This is a genomic window from Nocardia sp. BSTN01 (assembly GCF_015354405.1).
In the GTDB taxonomy this organism is placed as follows: domain Bacteria; phylum Actinomycetota; class Actinomycetes; order Mycobacteriales; family Mycobacteriaceae; genus Nocardia.
The window spans coordinates 104,099-123,167 of the sequence record NZ_JADKYP010000002.1; the positions used below are offsets into that span (position 1 = coordinate 104,099).

General features: G+C 66.2%; 21 protein-coding genes. 9 read left to right on the plus strand and 12 right to left on the minus strand.

Features of this window, described 5'->3' with window-relative positions; genetic code table 11:
• Window positions 1–39: 39 nt before the first annotated feature.
• The 5 genes from cyaB to IRT45_RS02130 form a co-directional block, all read right to left on the minus strand.
• Window positions 40–606, minus strand: coding sequence for a class IV adenylate cyclase (gene cyaB / locus IRT45_RS02110; RefSeq protein WP_194804174.1), 567 nt, complete (start codon window positions 604–606; stop codon window positions 40–42).
• 6 nt (window positions 607–612) lie between these two features.
• Window positions 613–1,983, minus strand: coding sequence for a hypothetical protein (locus IRT45_RS02115; protein ID WP_194804175.1), 1,371 nt, complete (start codon window positions 1,981–1,983; stop codon window positions 613–615).
• Between the two features lie 46 nt (window positions 1,984–2,029).
• On the minus strand, window positions 2,030–2,185 hold the full coding sequence (locus IRT45_RS02120; RefSeq protein ID WP_194804176.1) for a hypothetical protein: 156 nt from the start codon (window positions 2,183–2,185) through the stop codon (window positions 2,030–2,032).
• On the minus strand, window positions 2,182–2,412 hold the full coding sequence (locus tag IRT45_RS02125) for a hypothetical protein (protein WP_194804177.1): 231 nt from the start codon (window positions 2,410–2,412) through the stop codon (window positions 2,182–2,184). Before IRT45_RS02125 ends, IRT45_RS02120 begins: the two co-directional genes overlap by 4 nt.
• 175 nt (window positions 2,413–2,587) lie before the next feature.
• A complete protein-coding gene (locus IRT45_RS02130; protein WP_194804432.1) occupies window positions 2,588–2,890 on the minus strand; it encodes a hypothetical protein in 303 nt (100 codons plus the stop codon).
• 239 nt (window positions 2,891–3,129) lie between these two features.
• On the opposite strand from IRT45_RS02130, the gene IRT45_RS02135 reads away from it, so the two are divergent.
• The 7 genes from IRT45_RS02135 (at window position 3,130) to IRT45_RS02165 (ending at window position 10,500) form a co-directional block, all read left to right on the plus strand.
• Window positions 3,130–4,563, plus strand: coding sequence for a DNA-binding transcriptional regulator (locus IRT45_RS02135; RefSeq protein ID WP_194804178.1), 1,434 nt, complete (start codon window positions 3,130–3,132; stop codon window positions 4,561–4,563).
• Window positions 4,564–4,572: 9 nt separating this feature from the next.
• Window positions 4,573–5,052, plus strand: coding sequence for a hypothetical protein (locus tag IRT45_RS02140; RefSeq protein ID WP_194804179.1), 480 nt, complete (start codon window positions 4,573–4,575; stop codon window positions 5,050–5,052).
• A gap of 205 nt (window positions 5,053–5,257) precedes the next feature.
• A complete protein-coding gene (locus IRT45_RS02145) occupies window positions 5,258–6,469 on the plus strand; it encodes an MFS transporter (RefSeq protein ID WP_194804180.1) in 1,212 nt (403 codons plus the stop codon).
• Window positions 6,470–6,684: 215 nt separating this feature from the next.
• On the plus strand, window positions 6,685–9,129 hold the full coding sequence (locus IRT45_RS02150; RefSeq protein ID WP_194804181.1) for a sensor histidine kinase: 2,445 nt from the start codon (window positions 6,685–6,687) through the stop codon (window positions 9,127–9,129).
• A complete protein-coding gene (locus tag IRT45_RS02155; RefSeq protein WP_030514365.1) occupies window positions 9,107–9,532 on the plus strand; it encodes a roadblock/LC7 domain-containing protein in 426 nt (141 codons plus the stop codon). The genes IRT45_RS02150 and IRT45_RS02155 overlap by 23 nt, the downstream gene beginning before the upstream one ends.
• Window positions 9,529–9,912, plus strand: a complete 384-nt coding sequence (locus IRT45_RS02160; protein WP_030514366.1) for a DUF742 domain-containing protein — start codon at window positions 9,529–9,531, stop codon at window positions 9,910–9,912. The genes IRT45_RS02155 and IRT45_RS02160 overlap by 4 nt, the downstream gene beginning before the upstream one ends.
• Window positions 9,913–9,918: 6 nt before the next feature.
• A complete protein-coding gene (locus IRT45_RS02165) occupies window positions 9,919–10,500 on the plus strand; it encodes an ATP/GTP-binding protein (RefSeq protein ID WP_030514367.1) in 582 nt (193 codons plus the stop codon).
• 37 nt (window positions 10,501–10,537) lie between these two features.
• On the opposite strand, the gene mtnC is transcribed toward IRT45_RS02165, so the two are convergent.
• The 4 genes from mtnC to IRT45_RS02185 form a co-directional block, all read right to left on the minus strand.
• Window positions 10,538–11,266 carry an acireductone synthase gene (gene mtnC, locus IRT45_RS02170; protein ID WP_194804182.1) on the minus strand — a complete coding sequence of 243 codons (729 nt, stop codon included), beginning with the start codon at window positions 11,264–11,266 and terminating at the stop codon, window positions 10,538–10,540.
• On the minus strand, window positions 11,263–11,835 hold the full coding sequence (locus IRT45_RS02175; protein ID WP_194804183.1) for an acireductone dioxygenase: 573 nt from the start codon (window positions 11,833–11,835) through the stop codon (window positions 11,263–11,265). The genes mtnC and IRT45_RS02175 overlap by 4 nt, the downstream gene beginning before the upstream one ends.
• Window positions 11,832–13,511, minus strand: coding sequence for an S-methyl-5-thioribose-1-phosphate isomerase (mtnA, locus tag IRT45_RS02180; protein WP_194804184.1), 1,680 nt, complete (start codon window positions 13,509–13,511; stop codon window positions 11,832–11,834). The genes IRT45_RS02175 and mtnA overlap by 4 nt, the downstream gene beginning before the upstream one ends.
• 502 nt (window positions 13,512–14,013) lie before the next feature.
• Window positions 14,014–15,258 carry a KasA/KasB family beta-ketoacyl-ACP synthase gene (locus IRT45_RS02185; protein ID WP_194804185.1) on the minus strand — a complete coding sequence of 415 codons (1,245 nt, stop codon included), beginning with the start codon at window positions 15,256–15,258 and terminating at the stop codon, window positions 14,014–14,016.
• A gap of 39 nt (window positions 15,259–15,297) precedes the next feature.
• On the opposite strand from IRT45_RS02185, the gene IRT45_RS02190 reads away from it, so the two are divergent.
• Entirely contained in the window at window positions 15,298–15,882 is a 585-nt protein-coding gene (locus tag IRT45_RS02190) for a TetR/AcrR family transcriptional regulator (protein WP_194804186.1), read from the plus strand.
• Between the two features lie 49 nt (window positions 15,883–15,931).
• Entirely contained in the window at window positions 15,932–16,372 is a 441-nt protein-coding gene (locus IRT45_RS02195; protein WP_194804187.1) for an SRPBCC domain-containing protein, read from the plus strand.
• A 34-nt stretch (window positions 16,373–16,406) separates the two neighbouring features.
• Here IRT45_RS02195 and IRT45_RS02200 read toward each other — a convergent pair whose 3' ends face one another.
• The 3 genes from IRT45_RS02200 to IRT45_RS02210 form a co-directional block, all read right to left on the minus strand.
• Window positions 16,407–16,631 (minus strand): hypothetical protein, encoded by a 225-nt coding sequence (locus tag IRT45_RS02200; RefSeq protein WP_194804188.1) that lies wholly within the window; start codon window positions 16,629–16,631, stop codon window positions 16,407–16,409.
• A 35-nt stretch (window positions 16,632–16,666) separates the two neighbouring features.
• Window positions 16,667–17,422: an HNH endonuclease family protein gene (locus IRT45_RS02205; RefSeq protein WP_194804189.1), complete on the minus strand. Its 756-nt coding sequence runs from the start codon at window positions 17,420–17,422 to the stop codon at window positions 16,667–16,669.
• Window positions 17,423–17,726: 304 nt separating this feature from the next.
• Entirely contained in the window at window positions 17,727–18,845 is a 1,119-nt protein-coding gene (locus IRT45_RS02210) for a nitronate monooxygenase family protein (protein ID WP_194804190.1), read from the minus strand.
• Between the last annotated feature and the right edge of the window lie 224 nt (window positions 18,846–19,069).

A 19,069-nucleotide genomic window follows, 5' to 3' on the forward strand; every position in this document is an offset into this window, starting at 1 on the left:
AGCGATGGGCCGGCCGTGGGGAGATGGTCCGGTCAACCGTCATCGCGCAGCCATCATCACCAGGTCGCGGTATGGCAGCGTGACAACGGGCAATGTATCGATGCTCAGCTCGAGCTCGACCTGTTCTAGGTGAGTGGCTGCGTCGTGCGGGTCGCTCGCGCAGACTTCGGTTTCGACGAATTCGCCTGCGCCGGTGACACTGTCGAGAGCGACCACTGTGTCCTCACGATCGGGGTGACGGAATACGTACCGATTCTTCTCCACAACCGCGAGTTCTCGCATCCCGACAGCCTCGAGCAGTGCACGTGCCGCCTCGCTGTCCGCGATTCCTGCAAGAGCGACACTGATTTCATGTTTGGCGATGATGTGGCTCGCGCCGTGAGTGCCGGGATCCGACGGCGGTTTGTAGGTGATTTCGCAGAAGTCGCCACGGCGGCGTACTCGAAGGCATTCGACGGTCTGCATGTAATCCACATCGGGCCTGCTGTAGTAGATGTCGGTCTCGGTGACTCGGGCATTCTCGCGGTAGCCCAGCGCGATGAGCCGGTCGCGCAGGGAAGGAGCGTCGGTGAGGGCGCGTTTGCGCTCGACCTCGATCAAATGCATTGGGGTTCAGCCTTTCCAATGGATGGCAGTGTGCAGCCGGGCGACGTTGGACTTGGAGCACAGCTGTTGCAGCGTGGCCAGCGCTCGTTGCATGGTGTGGGTGTCGTGCGTCGGGATGTTTTGAAACAAGATCAGCTGTTTCGCGTCGACCAGCGGGTTCGCAAGCCGCTTGGCGAGAAAACGATTGTAGTAGAGGCGATCTCGCGTGAACACGTCCTCGACGGAGACCGGTATCAACACCGTGTCTTGATCCGGCCGACCTTCCAGCGAGTTCACGGCGAACGCGGTGAGTAGGTCGTCTGCGGTCAGGTACGCATAGGTCTCGTGGCCTTCGCGTGCCAGCCATCCGCGCCATGTCGGTTCGCATCGGGGGTCGGCGAGTTCGGCACCGCAGAGGAATGCCATGAGAGCGGCGTCGGTGACCGCATCGAAGATGTCGCCGTCGATCACGTAATGATCGCTGTACCGTTCACTGACCGCGAGCAGCGCGTCCGGATGCGGTGAGACCATTTCCGAGTCGGTGAGGGTGTAGTGAACGCGCTTGTGACCGGAACGGAAATCAACCCAGTCCATCGACAGCTCGCCGTCCAGTATCGGCTTGAACCCGAGTATCCCGGACCTCCAGACATGGTCGCGCAGGGTGATGTAGTGGCGCTGCGCCTCCCGGAACACCCCGACCGGTGCCTCGATGACAGCGCAGACGTGGGTATCGAGGTCGGCGACGGGCACTATCCGCGAGTTCTGTCGCGCGACGACCTCGTCGTCGTGGTGATGGTAGGGATGCGCGCCTTCGGCGAGGTAGTGAGGTACGAACATCCGCAGGAACTGCAGCCAGGATTGCGAGCTGTAGCAATGCACGACGCGTTCGTGCAGGGTCGGCGCGTCGACGGCGTAAACGTCACGGTAGACGAAGAATCCGTAGTGCCGGATCACGGTCGGCAGCACCCGCATCATCGTGTGAAGCCCCGTGTACGCACCCCCATAGGAATACACCTCGTGCATGAGCGCCGAGGCGCTGATCACATCTACAGAGTCGGTGATCAGTGTAGAAAGGTCCTTTGCCCAGCCTTGGACAAGATGACAGGTGCCGACAGCCGCGAACGCTTCCATAGCCTCTCCCAGCGAATGCGATATCACTCCAGGGGCCTCGATCAACGTGAGCCGTACCTGACTGGCGGCGGTGAGTCTCGAGGCGAGGTATCGCACGGCCGCGCCTCCACCAGGTCCGATTTCGACCAGGTCAGGATCGGCCGTCTGCAGACGTGTGAGGGCATGGTGGACGAGTGCGCCTTTCTCGTCGCCGTGATCGTTCGCGGCGATGTCGAGGTAGACAGCATCCGATTTCTGTTGATGGGCAAACGTATTCACTGTAGTCATCGGCTCTTCCTGAACTGAGAATGTGCAAGGGAATCTCTCGGCGGAGCTACGGCTCCTGCGGCCGGGATTCGTGGCGGTCGCCTTCGCTCCATTCATCCAGCCCTTGTGCGACGCGGATCAGCAGCGCTGCGGACGCCAGCGTGGTGGGGTAGCGAAGGAACCCGGATTCACCGGGCTTGCGGCGTGGAAGTTGCTCGGTCATCGCGACGGCCCCTCGGCCTCCAACCGTGCCAAACTGTCAGCAGTTTCGGAGCTGGCACCCGGGCTGCGACGCTGCGGCATGTCGATCACGGAGGACGAGTCGGAACCATTGCGGTATGCGCCGAGACACATTGGGGTGCAGAAGACGCGACCGTCCACGCGAAGCGGTGCGCCTGGGATCTCGAGCGCGCACCAGTCACACCAGTCGTCGTCGGTGGTGGCGTTCACGCCGTCACCTCCGATGCCCACGACAGGGCGGCCAGGTACTGCGGGCATTGCGTCCCATGACCGGCATGAACGGTCAGAACCCGACGAGCCTCTTCCAGACTGTCGATCGGGGCGAGGCAGTCTTCGCAGAACCGGTGAAGGACCGACTGCCGGCGCTGGTGCGCGGCACTCGGGCTCACCGGATGCCTCCGATGACGGGCACACGCGGATGGATGCGGCCCGCGTCGACGAGGACCATCCAAGCCGCGTCCTTGCGTGCACAATCACCACGGCGGCACTCGCGGTGGAGTTGCATCTCCCGATGCGCTTGGGCCTCGGTGAACAGCATCAGCGGTGCGTGGTGTGGAGACTCCGGACCCCGCGGGTTGTCGCGGGCGGATGTGATGGGACGCGGTCGTGCCGGCATGAGGTAGGCAGCAGCGGCCAGCCCTATCAGTACGGCGGCGAGACCGCCGATCAGGAGCGATGTCGTCAGCATCGGAACCTTCGGTTTGTGTGTCGGCCGGATGGACTCTCCCGATACCGGCCCGCCGACCGGTTCAAAGCTATGGACTCGATCGGCGCCGGAACCCTTGTGGAGCTGAGGCATTGGGCATCGGAAGCTGAAATCAAGGGTGGCTCGGGGAATTCCGCGACAGAAGGTGCACGCGGTACATGGCGGTATACGCTGGGTTCACGGTCGTATACGCACCTAGCACCAAGGGGCCAGGATTGGGTATGCATGTCACGTGGACAGGTGCCGACGCAACCGCGTTGCGGAAGGCCTTGGGACTTCCGCAGAAGCGATTCGCCGACCGGCTCGGGATTCATGTACAGACAGTTAAAAAATGGGCCAACCGAGGGACAACAATCCGACTGGACGAGTTTTACGCGGGCTTGATGACGACACTGCTGGACGGCGCTACCCCGGAACAACGCGGGCAGTTTTATGCGAGACGCCAACAGGTTGCAACCCCTGAACTTGGCTTTGCCGGAAAGAGCATGGATGTCGCCGAGTGGGATCCGACGTCGTGGAGTACTGATTGCGCCACCGTGACGGCAGAACTGACCAGGAGAGATTTGATGTTGGACCGACGCCAGGCAACCCGCGCCCTGATCGGCGTGGTGGTCGGTGCGAAGCTGATCGAACCGCTGGAACAGTGGCTACAGCGAGTAAGCGACGAGCCGGTGGCCGCCATTGGCCGCGGCAATATCGGCCTACAAGAGGTCGAGCAGCTGGAGAACGCGGCGCAGATGTTTCGTGAGTGGGACGACCAATTCGGCGGCGGGTTGCGCCGTAAGGCTGTGATCGGCCAATTGAGCGAGGTCAACGAACTGCTGCAAGACAGCCATCCAGCAGAGATCCGGCGCCGACTGCGGCGTGTGTTGGCATTGCTTGCCGAAACGGCAGCGACGATGTCCTGGGATTCAGGGCTGCAGACGGCGGCCCAGGAGTACTACATGCTGGCCGTGGGGGCAGCGAAAGCTGCGGGCGATCCGGCTCTGTGCGCGAACGCGATGGCAGGCATGGCCAGGCAGCTTCTGTCTCTGAACCATTACGGCACAGTGTCCAGGCGCAAGGATCTCGAACATCAGCGCGCGATGGATGCGCTGGAGATAATCCGGCTGGCGCAGGACGAATTCGGTGATGTGGTGACGCCAAGGGTGCAGGCGATGCTTTACACCCGCGAGGCGTGGGCCTACGGGAAACTCGAGCGACCGTCGGCGTTCCGCCGGACATGCGATAAGGCGTATGGAGCATTTGCCCGCGCCGACGCTGACAGTGATCCGTATTGGATTCGGTACTTCGATGCGGCCGAGCTTTCCGGGACGTTGGGCGGAAGGCTGCTCGAGATGGCTCGCCACGACTCGAGTTTCGCTGCAGAGGCCGCGTGTGAAATCGAGCATGCAATCGAGTTGAGGGTGCCAGGACGGTTGCGAAGCTCAGCTCTGGACAAACTGGGGATTGTGGAGGCGCGCCTACTCCAAGGCGAGTTGGACGAGGCGGCACGGCTCGGGCACGAGGCTTTGAACATGGTAGAGCAGACCGCGTCCGATCGCGTCCGGAAGAAGCTGTCGAATGTGTACAGCCGCACCGACCAGCTCGCAGGGGTACGGTCCGTCGCAGAGCTGAGGGATCGAGTGCGTCCACTGATCATCGACACGGTGTAGAACTCTTGCATGGTTCGAATCGGGGTCACCGGACATATGGACATCACTCACGACACTCGGCGTCTGGTGTACGAAAAGATCACCCGCCTACTGGCTCGCTGGGATGATGTGACGGGCATCAGTTGCATTGCGAGGGGCGCGGATTCCGTATTTGCCCAGGCGGTTTTGGACTCGGGCGGCCGGCTGGAAGTGGTGATACCGTCGCGAAACTATCGCGAGAAGAAGGTTGGACCCGACCACGCACCGGTGTTCGATGAGTTGTCCGAGCGCGCAGAAGTGGTGAACGTGATGCCGTTCGATAACACAGGACCGGAAGCTTATGGGGCCGCCAATGAGGCCGTGGTGGGGACATGCGATCGTCTCGTGGCGGTGTGGGACGGTCAACCTGGCGAGCGCAGCGGAACTGGTTCTGTGGTGAAGTTCGCGCGGGAGAGAGGTGTGCCGGTGGACGTGGTGTGGCCCGAAGGCGCACGACGCGTAGGCCGGTAGCCTCGAGCCGGGCAGCCCGTCCGCGGATGCGCTGAGCCTGCTCGCGAGCTGGACGGCCACCCATCTGGGTACCGCACAGAATTCTTCGCTGCCCTCCGCCCCGCGCTGACCGTACTTCCGGGCGTTCGCCTGCTCCGGCCGCATTCCGATGCGATCATGGAGCCGTTCGGGGCGGCGGCAGATCGGCGACGACCGGAGGCGGTTCATGGCGACTCGGCGGGCGGCACGAGACGCGCCTGCGCCGCTGAGCGCCTGGGGTTTCGTCGTCCGGTTCGGCATCGTCAGCTTGCTGGCGGATTTCGTGTACGAGGGCGCGCGGTCGATCACCGGGCCGCTCCTCGGGTCGCTGGGGGCGTCCGGATTCGTCGTGGGTGTGGTGACCGGGGTGGGTGAGGCGGCCGCGCTGGTGCTGCGTCTGGTGTCCGGCCCGCTCACCGACCGGACGCGGCGGTTCTGGGCGTGGACCATCTCGGGCTATGTACTCACCGTGGTCAGCGTCCCGCTGCTGGGTGTGGCGGGGGTGCTGTGGGTGGCGGCCGCCTTGGTGATCGCCGAACGGGTCGGCAAGGCGGTGCGCAGTCCGGCCAAGGACACGTTGCTCTCGCATGCGACGGCGGTCACCGGGCGTGGTCGTGGCTTCGCCGTCCACGAGGCGCTCGATCAGGTCGGCGCGGTCGCCGGGCCGCTGACCGTCGCGGCGGTTCTCGCCGCGACCGGCGACGATTTCACTCCCGCCCTCACGATGCTCGCCATACCGGGTGCCGCGACGCTGCTGTTGTTGGTGCGCATCCGCGTTCGCGTGCCCGATCCGGCGCGATACGAACCGGCCACGGCGCCCCGGCCCGGAATCGCGAGAGTTCCACTGCCCCGGCAGTTCTGGCTGTATTGTCTGTTCACCGCCGTCTCGATGGTCGGCGCGACCACTTACGGCGTGCTGTCGCTGCACATGGTGGCGGCCGGGGTGTTCACGACGGCCGCGGTGCCGGTGGTGTATGCCGCGGCCATGGCCGCCGACGCCCTGGCCGCGCTCGCCTCCGGCTGGCTGTACGACCGCGTGGGTGCGAAAACGCTCCTCGTTCTGCCGGTTTCGACGGCACTGGTGCCGGTCTTCGGTTTCGCCGGCGGGATGGGCGCGGTGCTGGCGGGAGCGCTGCTGTGGGGCGCGACGGTCGGCGTGCAGGAGTCCACGCTGCGCGCCGTGGTGGCCGACCTGGTGCCGGCCGATCGCCGTGCCACCGCCTACGGCATCTACGCCGCCGTTCTCGGCGCCGCGACCGCGGCCGGCGGCGCGATCACCGGATACCTGTCCGACACATCGTATTCGGCACTGGTCGTCACGGTGGTCGCGGTCGAGTGCGCGGCCGTGGTCGTCCTGTTCGTCCTCGCCGCACGCGGGCGCGCACCGACCGGCCGGTGACCGAACGCGCTGCTTCACAGCAGGATTCGAGCCCGGCTATACCTAACACTGTTCAAACGTGTGACTTGCCACAATCGTTCAGTGGCCGTCACCTTCACCACATCCACCAATCACGCCCTGAACTGCAAACTCATATCGGACACCGAAAGTCAACACGGGTCTCGCTCAGTGGTATCAGACCTGAAGTTTGAAACATCGCCCGTTATGTTGTGCCGATGTTGAGAGCGAGGCTCGGTATCCGGACCCGCATCCTGGCCATCGCAGTGATTCCGAGCCTGACGTTGCTCGGAATCGGTGTGGGCACAGCGGGTTATCTGGTACGGGAGGGGCAACACGCCAAGGACTGGGCATCGATCCTGGGCAACGCCAATGTGCACACTCGCGAGATGATCGCCGCGGTGGAACAGGAGCGGATGCTGTCACTGTGGCATCTGGCCGGTGAGCACGGCGACCCGGCCGCTCTCGGCGCGGCCCGCACGCGAGTGGACAACGCCCTGCAGGCCCTGGCCGCCACCGAGAACAAACTGATGACCAGCGGTTCGAATCCGATGGGCGACGACACCGGCGGATTCGAAACCCTCAAGAAGCAGCTTCCGGCCATCCGCGGCGGAATCGACGCCGGCGCGCTGCCGATTCCCGAGACCTACGCCATCTACAACCGCATTCTGGATGCCGTCGTCGTCGGCACCAATCTCACCATCCCGACCGCGCCCGACGCGGCGGTCGCCCAGCAGCTGGCCGGTGGTCTGCGCACACTGCACGCGATGGAGGGCATGTCGCGCAGCGCCGCCCTGACCGCCGCCGAACTCAACGGCCAGATCCTCGCCGGGCAGATGCGCGACGACTACCGCAACCTGGTCGGCTACTACCGCACCGAACTCCCCCAGCTCGCCGCCGATCTCACCGGTCCCCCGGCGGACAAGATCAAGACCGTTCTCGCCTCCGCGGCCTGGCAGCAACTGGCCGCGATGGAGAACTACCTCATCCATCCGCCCGCGCCGAACAAGAACGGCGAATTGCCGCCGCCCCCCATGAGTTTCGCGGACTGGCGCACCTCGGCCGAACAGCTCGGCGACCAGTTGCTCGCCGCCTGGCAGTACCAGAACGACCACGCCAACCAGACCGCCGTCGACGACGGCGACCGCACCGCGACCAATTCGCTGTGGGCCGGTGCCGGCGTGCTGGCGATCGCGATCATCGCCTTCCTGCTGTCGCTGTGGCTGGCCAACCGGTTGATCGGGCGGCTCAAGCGGCTGCGCACCGAAACCCTCGCACTGGCCGAGGTCCGCCTGCCCGAGACGATGCGCCGCCTGAGCGAGGGCGAGAACATCGACGCCGAAACCGAGGCGGCCCGGCTGGACTTCGGTCACGACGAGATCGGTTCGGTGGCCAACGCGTTCAACCGCGCCCACACCGCGGCCGTCTCCGCCGCCGTCACCGAGGCGCGCACCCGCGAGGGTGTGCGCGCGGTATTCCTCAACATCGCGCACCGCAGCCAGATCGTGGTGCACCGCCAGCTCGAAATCCTCGACGAAGCCGAACAGCGCCAGGAGGATCCGGCCCTGCTCGAGACCTTCTTCCGGCTCGACCACCTGGCCACCCGCGAACGCCGCAACGCCGAGAACCTGATCATCCTCGGCGGCGGCGAACCGGGCCGGCAGTGGCGACGTCCGGTGCCGCTGGTCGAACTGGTGCGCAGCGCGATCGGTGAGACCCTCGACTACGCGCGGGTTCGCGCGCATCGGATGCCACAGGTGTTCATCGTCGGCAACGTCGTCGCCGACCTCATCCACCTGCTCGCCGAACTGGTCGACAACGCCACCTCCTTCTCTCCCCCGCAGTCGCGGGTCGAGGTGAGCAGCAACGTGGTCGGCAAGGGTGTGGCGATCGAGATCAGCGATCAGGGTATGGGCATGCCCGCCGACGAACTCGAACGCGCCAACGAGATGCTGCGCAACCCACCGGATTTCGGTGTCGCCACCCTGTCGGCCAATTCCCGTCTGGGCCTGTTCGTGGTCGCCCAGCTGGGCGCCCGCCACGGCATCTCGGTGCGGCTGTCGGAATCCGACTACGGCGGCATCCGCGCCATCGTGCTGGTGCCGACCGCCGTCGTCGCCGCCGATGCGCCGCTGGCCGACCACCTGCCCGAACGGTTCGGCGGCCGCCGTCCCGAGCCCGCGATGACCGGTGAGATGCCGGCGATCTCGGCGGCCGAGACGACCTCGGCGGCAACGTCGCTGGCGACCCTGACCTCGCCGCAACCGCAGGCCTGGTCCGATTACCGACGCACCGACAGCGCGCCGCGCACCGACGAGCGGAACTGGGCCGACACCCCGGCGCGACGCGAAGCGCCGCCGCGCCACGAACTGCCCACGACACCCACCGACCAACCGGCGCGTCGCAGCCCGCAGCGTCCGTCCTACACTGGCAGCGATGCTCGCCCACCGTTGCCCCGCCGTCGCCGACAGGCCAGTCTGGCACCGGAATTGGCGCACGACCCCCAACCCGACGCTGCGTCCCCGCAGCGGCCGCGCTCGGCGGAACAGGCACGAGACCTGATGTCCGCCATCGAGAACGGAACCAGGCAGGGGCGGCGATCGCAGCCCGGCCACACCCCGGACGAACAGGAAGGCGAAGGTGACTTCTTCCAACGCAGGTGATCTGAACTGGCTGCTCGACGATCTGGTCGATCGCCTGGCCGGGGTGCGCTACGCGGTGGTGCATTCCACCGACGGGCTGCTGCTGGGCCGCTCCACATCGATGAGCCGCGAGGACGCCGAACACTTCGGCGCCATGTCGGCCACCCTCTACGGGCTGGCGCGCAGCGCCGGAAACCGATTCGACGGTGGTGGCGTGCGCCAGGCGGTGATCGAACTCGACCGTGCGGTATTGTTCGTCACCGCGGCCGGTGACAACGCATGTATCGCATTGCAGGCCAACGAGAACGCGAATCTGGGTATGGTGGCCTACGAAATGAACCTGACCGTGCAGCGAGTCGGCGGTTACCTGTCCACCGATCCGCGTAACGGTCTGGCCGAGCACGTGGAGCATAGATTGTCATGACGCGCTTCGGTCAACCGTGGTTCGACGATGCGGCCGGTCCCCTGGTCCGTCCGTACGCCGTAACTCGGGGCCGCACGATGGGGGCGGGACACGATCTGGACATGCTCACCCTGGTGGTGACCGTGTCACCGGGTCCGCCGCTGCGGCGTGTCGAACCCGAATACGCGGAAATCGTTCGGCTGTGCCGGACCCCGCAATCGGTAGCCGAAGTCTCGGCGAGACTCAAGCTACCGTTGGCGGTGACCAAGATCCTCGTCGGTGATCTGATCGGCGAGGGTCTGCTGAACTTCCGGGCCCCCGCCCGGACCGACACCGATACCGGCGGGACCGGCGAACTGAACATTTTGCGAGCAGTACTCGATGGAATCCGAAAGCTGTAGAACACCGTGCCTGATATTTCGTCCTCGGCCGACCTGGCTGCCTCGGTCAAAATCCTCGTAGCCGGCGGTTTCGGCGTCGGGAAGACCACGATGGTGTCCTCGATCAGCGAGATCACGCCGCTGCGTACCGAGGAACTGATCACCGAATTGTCCACCGGCATCGACGATCTGTCGGGCGTGGAGGGCAAGACCACCACCACCGTGGCGCTGGACTTCGGTCGCATCACCATCGACCAGAACCTGGTGCTGTACCTGTTCGGCACGCCCGGCCAGGACAGATTCTGGTTCCTGTGGGACGAATTGGCGCGCGGTGCCCTCGGAGCGGTGGTCATCGCCGACACCCGCCGGCTGGAGAACTCCTTCGCCGCCATCGACTTCTTCGAACGGCGCGGACTCTCGTTCGCGGTCGCGGTGAACTGCTTCGACAACGCCCCGGTCTACACCACCGAGGAAGTGCGCGACGCGCTCGACCTCGACGCCCACATCCCGGTGGTGCTCTGCGATGCGCGCGACCGCAGCTCCTGCAAGACGGTGCTGATGACGCTGGTCGAACATCTCATCGCCCGCGCCACCAGCTCGGTCGCCTGACCGCCGATGTTCTGAGCAGAGGATCCGGCGCGGCCGCTCAGCGGGCCGCCGCGACCGGATCCAGCTCGGCGAAGCTGCCGATCCAGCGGTGCGGCGGTCGCGGCGAATTCGGCTCACCGGCGCGGGTGACGCCGATGGCCTGCCAGCCCGCGGCCACCGCGGCGTCCAGTTCGTCGGGATGGTCGGACAGGAACAGGATCTCGCCCGCCGGCACGCCGATCTGAGCCGCGATGCGGCGATACGACTGCTCCTCGCGCTTGGGACCGGCATTGACCAGGTCGAACCAGCCCCCGATCAGCGATGCCAGCTCGCCTGCGCGCGCGTGGGCGAACCAATCCTGTTGATTGCGAACCGAACCCGACGAATACACCCACAGGGTGAGTCCGGCGGCGTGCCAGGCACGCAGCGCCGCGGGCGCGTCGGGGAAGAATTCGCCGAACAGAGCGCCCTCGCGGAATCCCTGAGCGCAGATGACGCCCTGCGCGGTCTTCAGCGGTGTCGCCTTGACGTCGGAATCCAGCCAGCCACGCAAGATCTCGGCGATCTCGTCGAGATCGGCGTCGGGCCGCCCGGCCAGTTCGCGCGTCTGCTCGATCACGGTCTCGGCGGCGCCGTCGGACTCGTCGGCCAGCCACTGCGGCAGCCGTCGGCGGGTGTAGCCGTAGAGATCTTCGCGGACCGAGCTGGTGGGGCTGGTGGTGCCCTCGATATCCACGACGACCGCGAGGATCGCCAGGGCCTCGCTCGCTCGCTGTCGCTCGCTCATGCGGCGACGAGCTCGTCCAGCGTCGGAAAGCCCTGCGCGATGGGATCGCCGGTGAAATCGCCGATCCAGCCGTCGGCCTCTTCGAAGAACCGGATCGCCACGAAGTCCGGGCGGGTGCCCATGTCGAACCAGTGCCGCGTCCCCGCGGGCACCGACACCAGATCGCCGCCTTCGCACACCACCGCGACCACCTCCGGTTCCAGGTGCAGGTAGAAGCAGCCGCGCCCGGAGACGAAGAAGCGCACCTCGTCCTCGGCGTGGCGGTGTTCGGACAGGAACTTCTGCCGCGCCGCGCTCGCCTGCTCGGGCCAGTGCGGATCGCTGTCGTCCGGATGCAGCCGCGCCAGATCGATATGCCGGTAACGGCCGTCGGCGTTGAGATCGCCGATCCGGTCCCGGTATCGGCCGAGGATCTCCTCGGACGCGATGTCCGCGGTCACGGCCTCGGCGGGCCAGCGGTCGAATTCGATGCCGCGCGTGGCCAGTTCGGCCGCGATGCGCTCCGGATCGGTGGTGTGCAGGCGCACGTCGGCCGGATCGGTATCGGCCGCGATATGCAACAGGGTCACTGCGGTTGCTCCTCGAGAATGTGGTCGGTGGCGATGTCGCGGCGTCCGGTGAGCGACACCAGTTCGCACAGAGCCTCCAGGCATTCCGCACGGTCGCGGGCCTGAGCCAGGTCGGCGCCCCAGGCGGTGATGCCGTGCCCGGCGATGAACAGCACCGGCGGGGCCGCCGGATGCGCGCGCAGATACTGTTCGATCTCCGCGCCGATCAGCGACACATCGGCGTGATTGGGAAAGACCGGAATGTCGATGGTATCGCCGGAGCGCAGACCCTTGATCAATTCGAAACCGGTGAACCGCAGCGGATTCGGGGCGCCGACGGAGGTTGCGGTGGCCCGCGGTGAATGCACGTGCACCACCGCCGCGGCCTCGGTGGTGCGGTAGATCGCGGTGTGGATCGCGGTCTCCGCGGAGGGCCGGCGGTCTCCGGCAACGGGTTCGGAGTTCTCGATCCGCACCCGGACCATATCGGCGGCGGTCAGCTCGCCTTTGGACAGACCGCTGCCGGTGACCACCGCGGTCGGTCCGCCGTCACGCACGGAGATGTTGCCGGCGGTCCCCGGCATCCAGCCGCGACCGTAGAGGTCTCGGGCCAGACCTGCGATCGCGGCGGCGTCCGGAGAGTCGGTGGGGTCCTGCGCGCCGGCATCGGCGAGCGGATCGGCGACGGAGATCGCCGTCGCCGCAAGCGGATTCGCCTCGTCGACCAACCCGTTCTCGGTCACCACGGCCGTCACCAGTTCCGGCGGTGTGACATCGAAGGCCGGGTTGAAGACCGCCGTGCCCTCCGGGGCGGCCGCATAGTCGCCGAAGTGAGTGATCTCGGCCGACCCGCGCTGTTCGACGACGATATCGGCGCCGGAGGCGGTCGCCGCATCGCGCGTGGATTCGGGTGCCACCACGATGAACGGGATGCCGTGGTGGCGGGCGGCCAATGCCAGTCCGTACGTGCCGATCTTGTTGGCCACCGAACCGTCGGCGGTGATGCGGTCCGCGCCGACGATCACGCAGTCCACCTGCCCGGTCGCCATCGCCCAGGCGGCGGCGGAGTCGACGGTGAGCCGATGCGGAATGCCGGCCTCGGCCAGTTCCCACGTCGTCAGGCGCGCACCCTGCAGCAGCGGGCGGGTTTCGTCGACCAGGACGCTGTCGACGACACCGCGGGCGTGCAGGACTCGCAGTGCCCCGATCGCCGTGCCGAAGGCGGTGGTGGCCAAGCGGCCGGTATTGCAGTGGGTGAGCATCCGCAACGGACGCCCCGGACACAGCCGCTGAACCAGGTCGGCCGCGTGTTCGGCGGCGGCCCGGTTGACCCGGCCGTCCTCGGCGAGCAGTGCCTGTGCCTCGGCCAGCACCCCCGGCGCACCGCCGTCGGCGAATTTCGCCAGGGCTCGCCGCACGCCCCAGGACAGATTCACCGCGGTGGGCCGGGCGGCCTCGATACGTGCGGCCTCGGCCTGGACCCGCGCGGGTTCGCCGGGATGGGCGAGCGCGGCCAGCGCGACCCCGAAGGCCCCGGTCACGCCGATCGCGGGGGCGCCGCGCACGGCCAGGGTGGCGATCGCGTCGATCACCTGATCCACCGTCGCCAGCCGCAGCGTGCGCACCTCGTGCGGCAGCGCGCGCTGATCGATCGTCACCACGGCGCCGTCGACCCACGCGATCGAACTTTCACCCATTACGCGCACAACCCTCACCACTCGACCCGGTTGACCCCTCATCTCAAACGGTAGCGAATCAGAGGTCACCGGCTCGCACCAGGTTTACCCTCGCCGGGATCCGATCCCGCACCTGCGGGCGATGGTGGTGGATACCTCCTGAAACGGCAGTGTGTGCACACATGCACCGCGCGCAGCATTGCGCGGCCTCGGCCCTGTGCTGCGCGGTGAGGCCACAGATCGCCACACAACGGCAGGCGCCGGTACGACTCCGCTGAGGCGCCCCTCGTTGCGAGCGGACAGGTGCGTACAGCCGGGCGCGGCCCGGGTGCCGTCCGTGTGGTCGATACTCGCTCGAAGCCACTGCCGGTCAGAGTTTTCCGCCGCCATATGGGTGAAATGTCCTGTCGTTACCGCAGTTCCGGGACGTTTTTCCACAGTCGGCGTGTCATCCACAGCGACCGGTGGACAAGCGTGAACAGAGGCTGTTCCACATCTTCGGAGACAGCTGGGGAAGAAGACCTCAGGCCCGCCCGAATGCGAGTGTGACGTTGTGTCCTCCGAAGCCGAAGGAATTGCTCAGCGCCTGTGAGATTCGCTGTGGACGTGCGATCCCGTGCACGACGTCGAGGTCGACACCAGGGTCCGGATTGTCGAAATTCAGTGTGGGAGGCACGGTCTGGTCGCGCAGTGTGCACAGGGTGAGGATGGCCTCGAGCGCGCCCACCGCACCGATGGAATGGCCGAGCGCGGATTTCGGCGCGTACACCGAGGCGTGCTTCGCCACGGCCGCAATGGCATTGGCCTCCGAGGCGTCACCGATCGGGGTCGAGGTGGCGTGGGCGTCGATGTGGTCGATGTCGGCGGCGGTGAGATCCGCGGCGTCGATGGCCTTGCACATCGCCCGGGCGGCGCCCGCGCCGTCGGGATCGGTGCCGGTGATGTGGTAGCCGTCGGAAGTGATTCCGGCGCCGAGGATCCGGCCGTGCACGGCGGCCCCGCGGGCGCGGGCGAACTCCTCCGATTCCAGCACCAGCAGCGCACCCGCCTCGCCGAAGACGAACCCGTCGCGGTCGCGGTCGAAAGGCCGTGAGGCCAGCGCGGGTTCGTCGTTGCGAGTGCTCATCGCCCGCATCATGGCGAAGCTGGCGATCGGGATGGCTTCGATATATCCTTCCACGCCACCGGCGATCACGACATCGGCCTCACCCGTGCGAATCAGCCGCCACGCGTGCGCGATCGCTTCGGCACCCGACGAACACGCCGAGGTCGGCGCGTAAACACCCGCCTTCGCGCCGAATTCGAGTCCCACCCGGGCGGCCGGCCCGTTCGGCATCACCATCGGCACCGTCAGCGGCGCCACCTTGCGATACCCGCCCTCGCGCATCGCGTCGACCGCCGTGAGAAAGGCGTCGCCGCCGCCGAGTCCGGTGCCGATCGCTACGGCGAGGCGTTCGGCGTCGACCTCCGGTGTCCCGGCCTGCGACCACACCTGGCGGCCCAGCACCAGCGCCAACTGCTGCACATAGGAGTGCCGGCGCTGTTCGATGCGGGTCAGTCGAGTGCCCGGATGTTCGGTCAGCCGCCCGCCGATCCGCACGGGCAGGTCGTAGCGAGTCACGAACTCGTCGGTGAGCGGTCCGATCCCACTCTTGCCCGCCAGCAGCGCCGACCAGGTGCTGTCGAGGTCGGGGCCGAGACAGGTGGTGGCTGCCATGGCGGTGACGACGACATTCCGCGACGTTTGTGTAGCAGTCGTTACACTCATGCGAATATGGATACCCGTAGCGACCGCTACAGTCAACACGTGCCTCGACCACTCGACCAGGCCCGGCGCGCGGAACTACTCGCCGGGGTGATCGCCTACATCGGCGAATACGGATTGACCGAACTGTCGCTGCGTCCGCTGGCGGACTATCTCGGAACCAGCTCGCGGATGCTGATCCACTATTTCGGGACCAAGGAGCAGATGCTGATCGCGGCGCTCGAGACCCAGCGCCCCGACATCCCGGGGATGTTCGCCGACGTTGCCGACCTCCCGGCGCTGCGTCGCCGTCTCATCGAGTCGTTCAGCGTCAACATCACGACCGAGTGGGTGTCGAGCACGCGTGTGCTGCTGCAGGTGATGGGGGTGGCCGCGGTACCCGGAAGTCCGTTCCGTTCCTACGGCGAGGACGCCGTGCACGTCCTGGTCACCGCCCTCACCGATGTGCTGAAGAGTTTCGAGCCCACCGTCGCCGATCCGGAATCGACCGCCACGCTGCTCGTTTCGGGGGTGCGCGGTTTGCTGCAGGATCGGTTCGTCACCGGGGACACCGCCCGCGTCTCGCGCGCGGCGCGGTTGCTGATCACCCAATCGCTCACCCTGCCCGAGCTCGGCGCCGGCCGATGAGCGGGCCCGCGGTATCGCCGATGGAACAAGTTTCAGTATTGTGGCCGCCATGGCTTTCGTGATCGATGACACCGTAGAGATCGACGCACCCGCCGAGGTTGTGTGGAAGGTGCTGACCGACTTGGGCAGCTACGGTGAGTGGAATCCGTTCGTCGCCGAATGCCGCAGCACGCTCGAACCCGGCGATCCGATCGAAATGCACGTGCGGCTGGGTTCGCCGAAGCCGCGCAAGCAGGTCGAATACATCCGGACCCACACACCCGGAACCGAATTCAGCTACAGCATGAAGCCGGTGCCGCTGGGGATCCTGCACAGCCTGCGCTCGCACACCGTGACGCCCCTCGACAACGGCCGCACCCGGTACCGGTCGCATTTCGAACTGGGTGGCCTGCTGCGGCCGGTCGTGACGCTGGCGCTCGGCAAGGCGCTGCATTCCGGCTTCGGCGGCATGACCGCGGCGGTCAAGGAGCGCGCGGAATCATTGCGCTGAGCGACGCGGCGCCCGCATCCTCGTGCCGGGTCGCTCACGCCTCGAACGGGATCACGTTCCCCGCGGCGTCTCGGTTACCGCGACCGGCGTCGATCGCGCTGACGAGTTCGGCGACGCCGGTCCAGGTGCGGGCGGGTTCACCATCGAGATTGCCGATGTGATACCAGGTCTCGGTATCCCGATAGCGAACCAGTCCCCTGCCCTGCTCGTCGACGGTGACATCGAGTTCGCCGGACACCGTCCCTTCCTCGTCGGTCATGACGGCGGCCTTACCGGTGATTTCGATGATGTCGCCTATGTGAACTCTCCTCGATGGAGGCAGTCGTCGACCGCGGTGCGCAATGCGGTCTGTTCCGCCGTGTCGATGGTCAAACTGTATTTTACCTTGATGCGAATGTAACGCTGAACGTACTCGCAGCGAAACACGCCGGGCGGCAGATAATTCGCCGCATCCTGATCACCCTTGGACCGGTTCGCCGACGGATCGGAGGCGACCAGATTGATCGCGTCGTTGGCGATATTGCGGCGCGTATCGGTGTCGACGGATTGCGCGCCGGAACGCCAGGCCTCGGCCAGCGGAACGATATGTTCGGCGTCGACTCCGGCGGGATCGGTGATCCATTTGTAAGGCTTGAGTTTTCCGGTTTTCGCGTCGAGTACGCCGTAGCGGTCGCGCCAGCCGCCGTCCTTGCCGAGACTCAGTTTGCAGGTCGCGGCATCGAGCGTCACCGAGCCGGTGGCATCGCGCAGCATCATCACATCGCGGGTGGTGCATTTCGCGTACTGGGCGTATTTGTCGCCGAATCCGTGTTCGGGAGTGTTCTGATCCCAGTGCGGGAATTGTTCGCGGCTGTACCCGGTCATCGGCGCTTCCGGTGCGACCACGAGCTTCCCCAGCAGCGCGTTGACCTCTTTACCGGAAAAGGTCGCGGCGGCAGCGGAATCGGGTTTCGGATCGTTCTTCTTGCCCCCTTCGTCGATGAAGCTGTACACCACCGCGAGAACGACGGCGAGGAGGACGGGCGCCACGATCGCGACCAACCGGCGCATGCCGGGAGAGGATATCTTCACCGCCGCGCCCCGATCGTGTCGCCGGGCGCGCACCGGGGACCACGGAGTGCCCGAGACCGGAATCCGGTGCCTTCGAGCGCAATCCGAGCAAACATCCGGACGCTGGGGTACTGATCAACTTGCCGGCCGCATTCGGGCCGTTCACCATATGTACTTCTCATCGCGAATACAGGGTGTCAACCGGCACCGGCAAACCGCAAGTGCACCAGCCGCTTCCGTATCCGCTTCGATACCTGGACAGAACTGTCCGGCAGGGCGCGGTGGCCCTGCCGGACAGGCGTTCTCAGCTGTTGAGCTTGTTCAGCCGCTCGCAGGCTTCCAGGTACTCCTCCATCAGGCGCTGCATGACATCGGAGGTCCGCTCGACCTTGTTCATCATGCCGACGACCTGGCCGACCGGGTTGAAGTTGACGTCCTTGGCCGCCTCGGGATAGCGGTGGCCGCGCTTGACGCCGTCGAGGGCGACCATCATCTGCAGCGGCATGCCCAGCGGATCCGGGGTGTCCGAGCGCTCCCACGCCTCGGTCCAGTCGTTGCGCAGCATCCGGGCCGGCTTACCCGTCCACGCCCGCGAGCGCACGGTGTCGTGGCTGGTGGCATCGATGTAGGTCTGCATCTGCGCGGGCGGCACATTGGCCTCCTCGACGGTCAGCCAGATCGAGCCGGTCCACGCACCCGCGGCACCCATCGACATGGCGGCGGCGACCTGGCGACCGTTGCCGATACCACCGGCGGCGAGCACCGGCAGGTCGCCCACCGCGTCGATCACCTGCGGCCACAGCACCAGCGAGGAGATCTCCCCGCAGTGGCCGCCACCCTCGGTTCCCTGGCAGACCACGAAATCCAGGCCCGCGCGCTTGTGGTTGAGCGCATGCTTCACCGAACCGCACAGTGCGCCGATCAAACGACCGGAATCCTGGACCTTCTTGATGATGTCGTCGGGCGGGGTGCCGAGCGCGTTGGCGACCAGCTTCGCCTTGGGGTGCTTCAGGATGACGTCGACCTGCGGACCGGCCGTGGTGGCGGTCCAGCCCAGCAGTTGCTCGTGATGTTCATCCTCGGGCAGCTTCGGCACGCCGTGGTCGGCGAGGATCTTCTCGGCGAAATCGCGGTGACCCTGCGGAACCAGCTTGGCCAGTTCGGCTTCCAGCTGCGCGGGGCTCAGGCCGTCGATGCCCTTGCCCTCGTACTTGGACGGGATGACGAGGTCGACACCGTACACGCCGTGCACATGTTCGTCGAGCCAGGCCAGTTCGACCTCCAGCTCCTCGGCGGTGAAACCGACCGCACCCAGGACGCCGAGCCCGCCGGCGTTGCTCACCGCGGCGGCCACGTCGCGGCAATGGGTGAAAGCGAAGATGGGGACATCGATGCCCAGTCGTTCGCAGATCTCGGTATGCATGGCGGGGTGACTCCTCTGGTCTTCCGGCGCTGGAACTTCGCCACAACACTAGAACACGTTTCATATTCAGACTAGTGACTCATCGGTCAGGAAGCGAGAGAAGTACCGAAATTGCCGGTCGATGGGGGTAACACGCCATCACGTCCGACAGCGGCGTCGACCCGTCTTCACCATTCAGCGTGGGCAACATGTTCTAGTTGGCATGGGTGTTCCGATGGCAGATC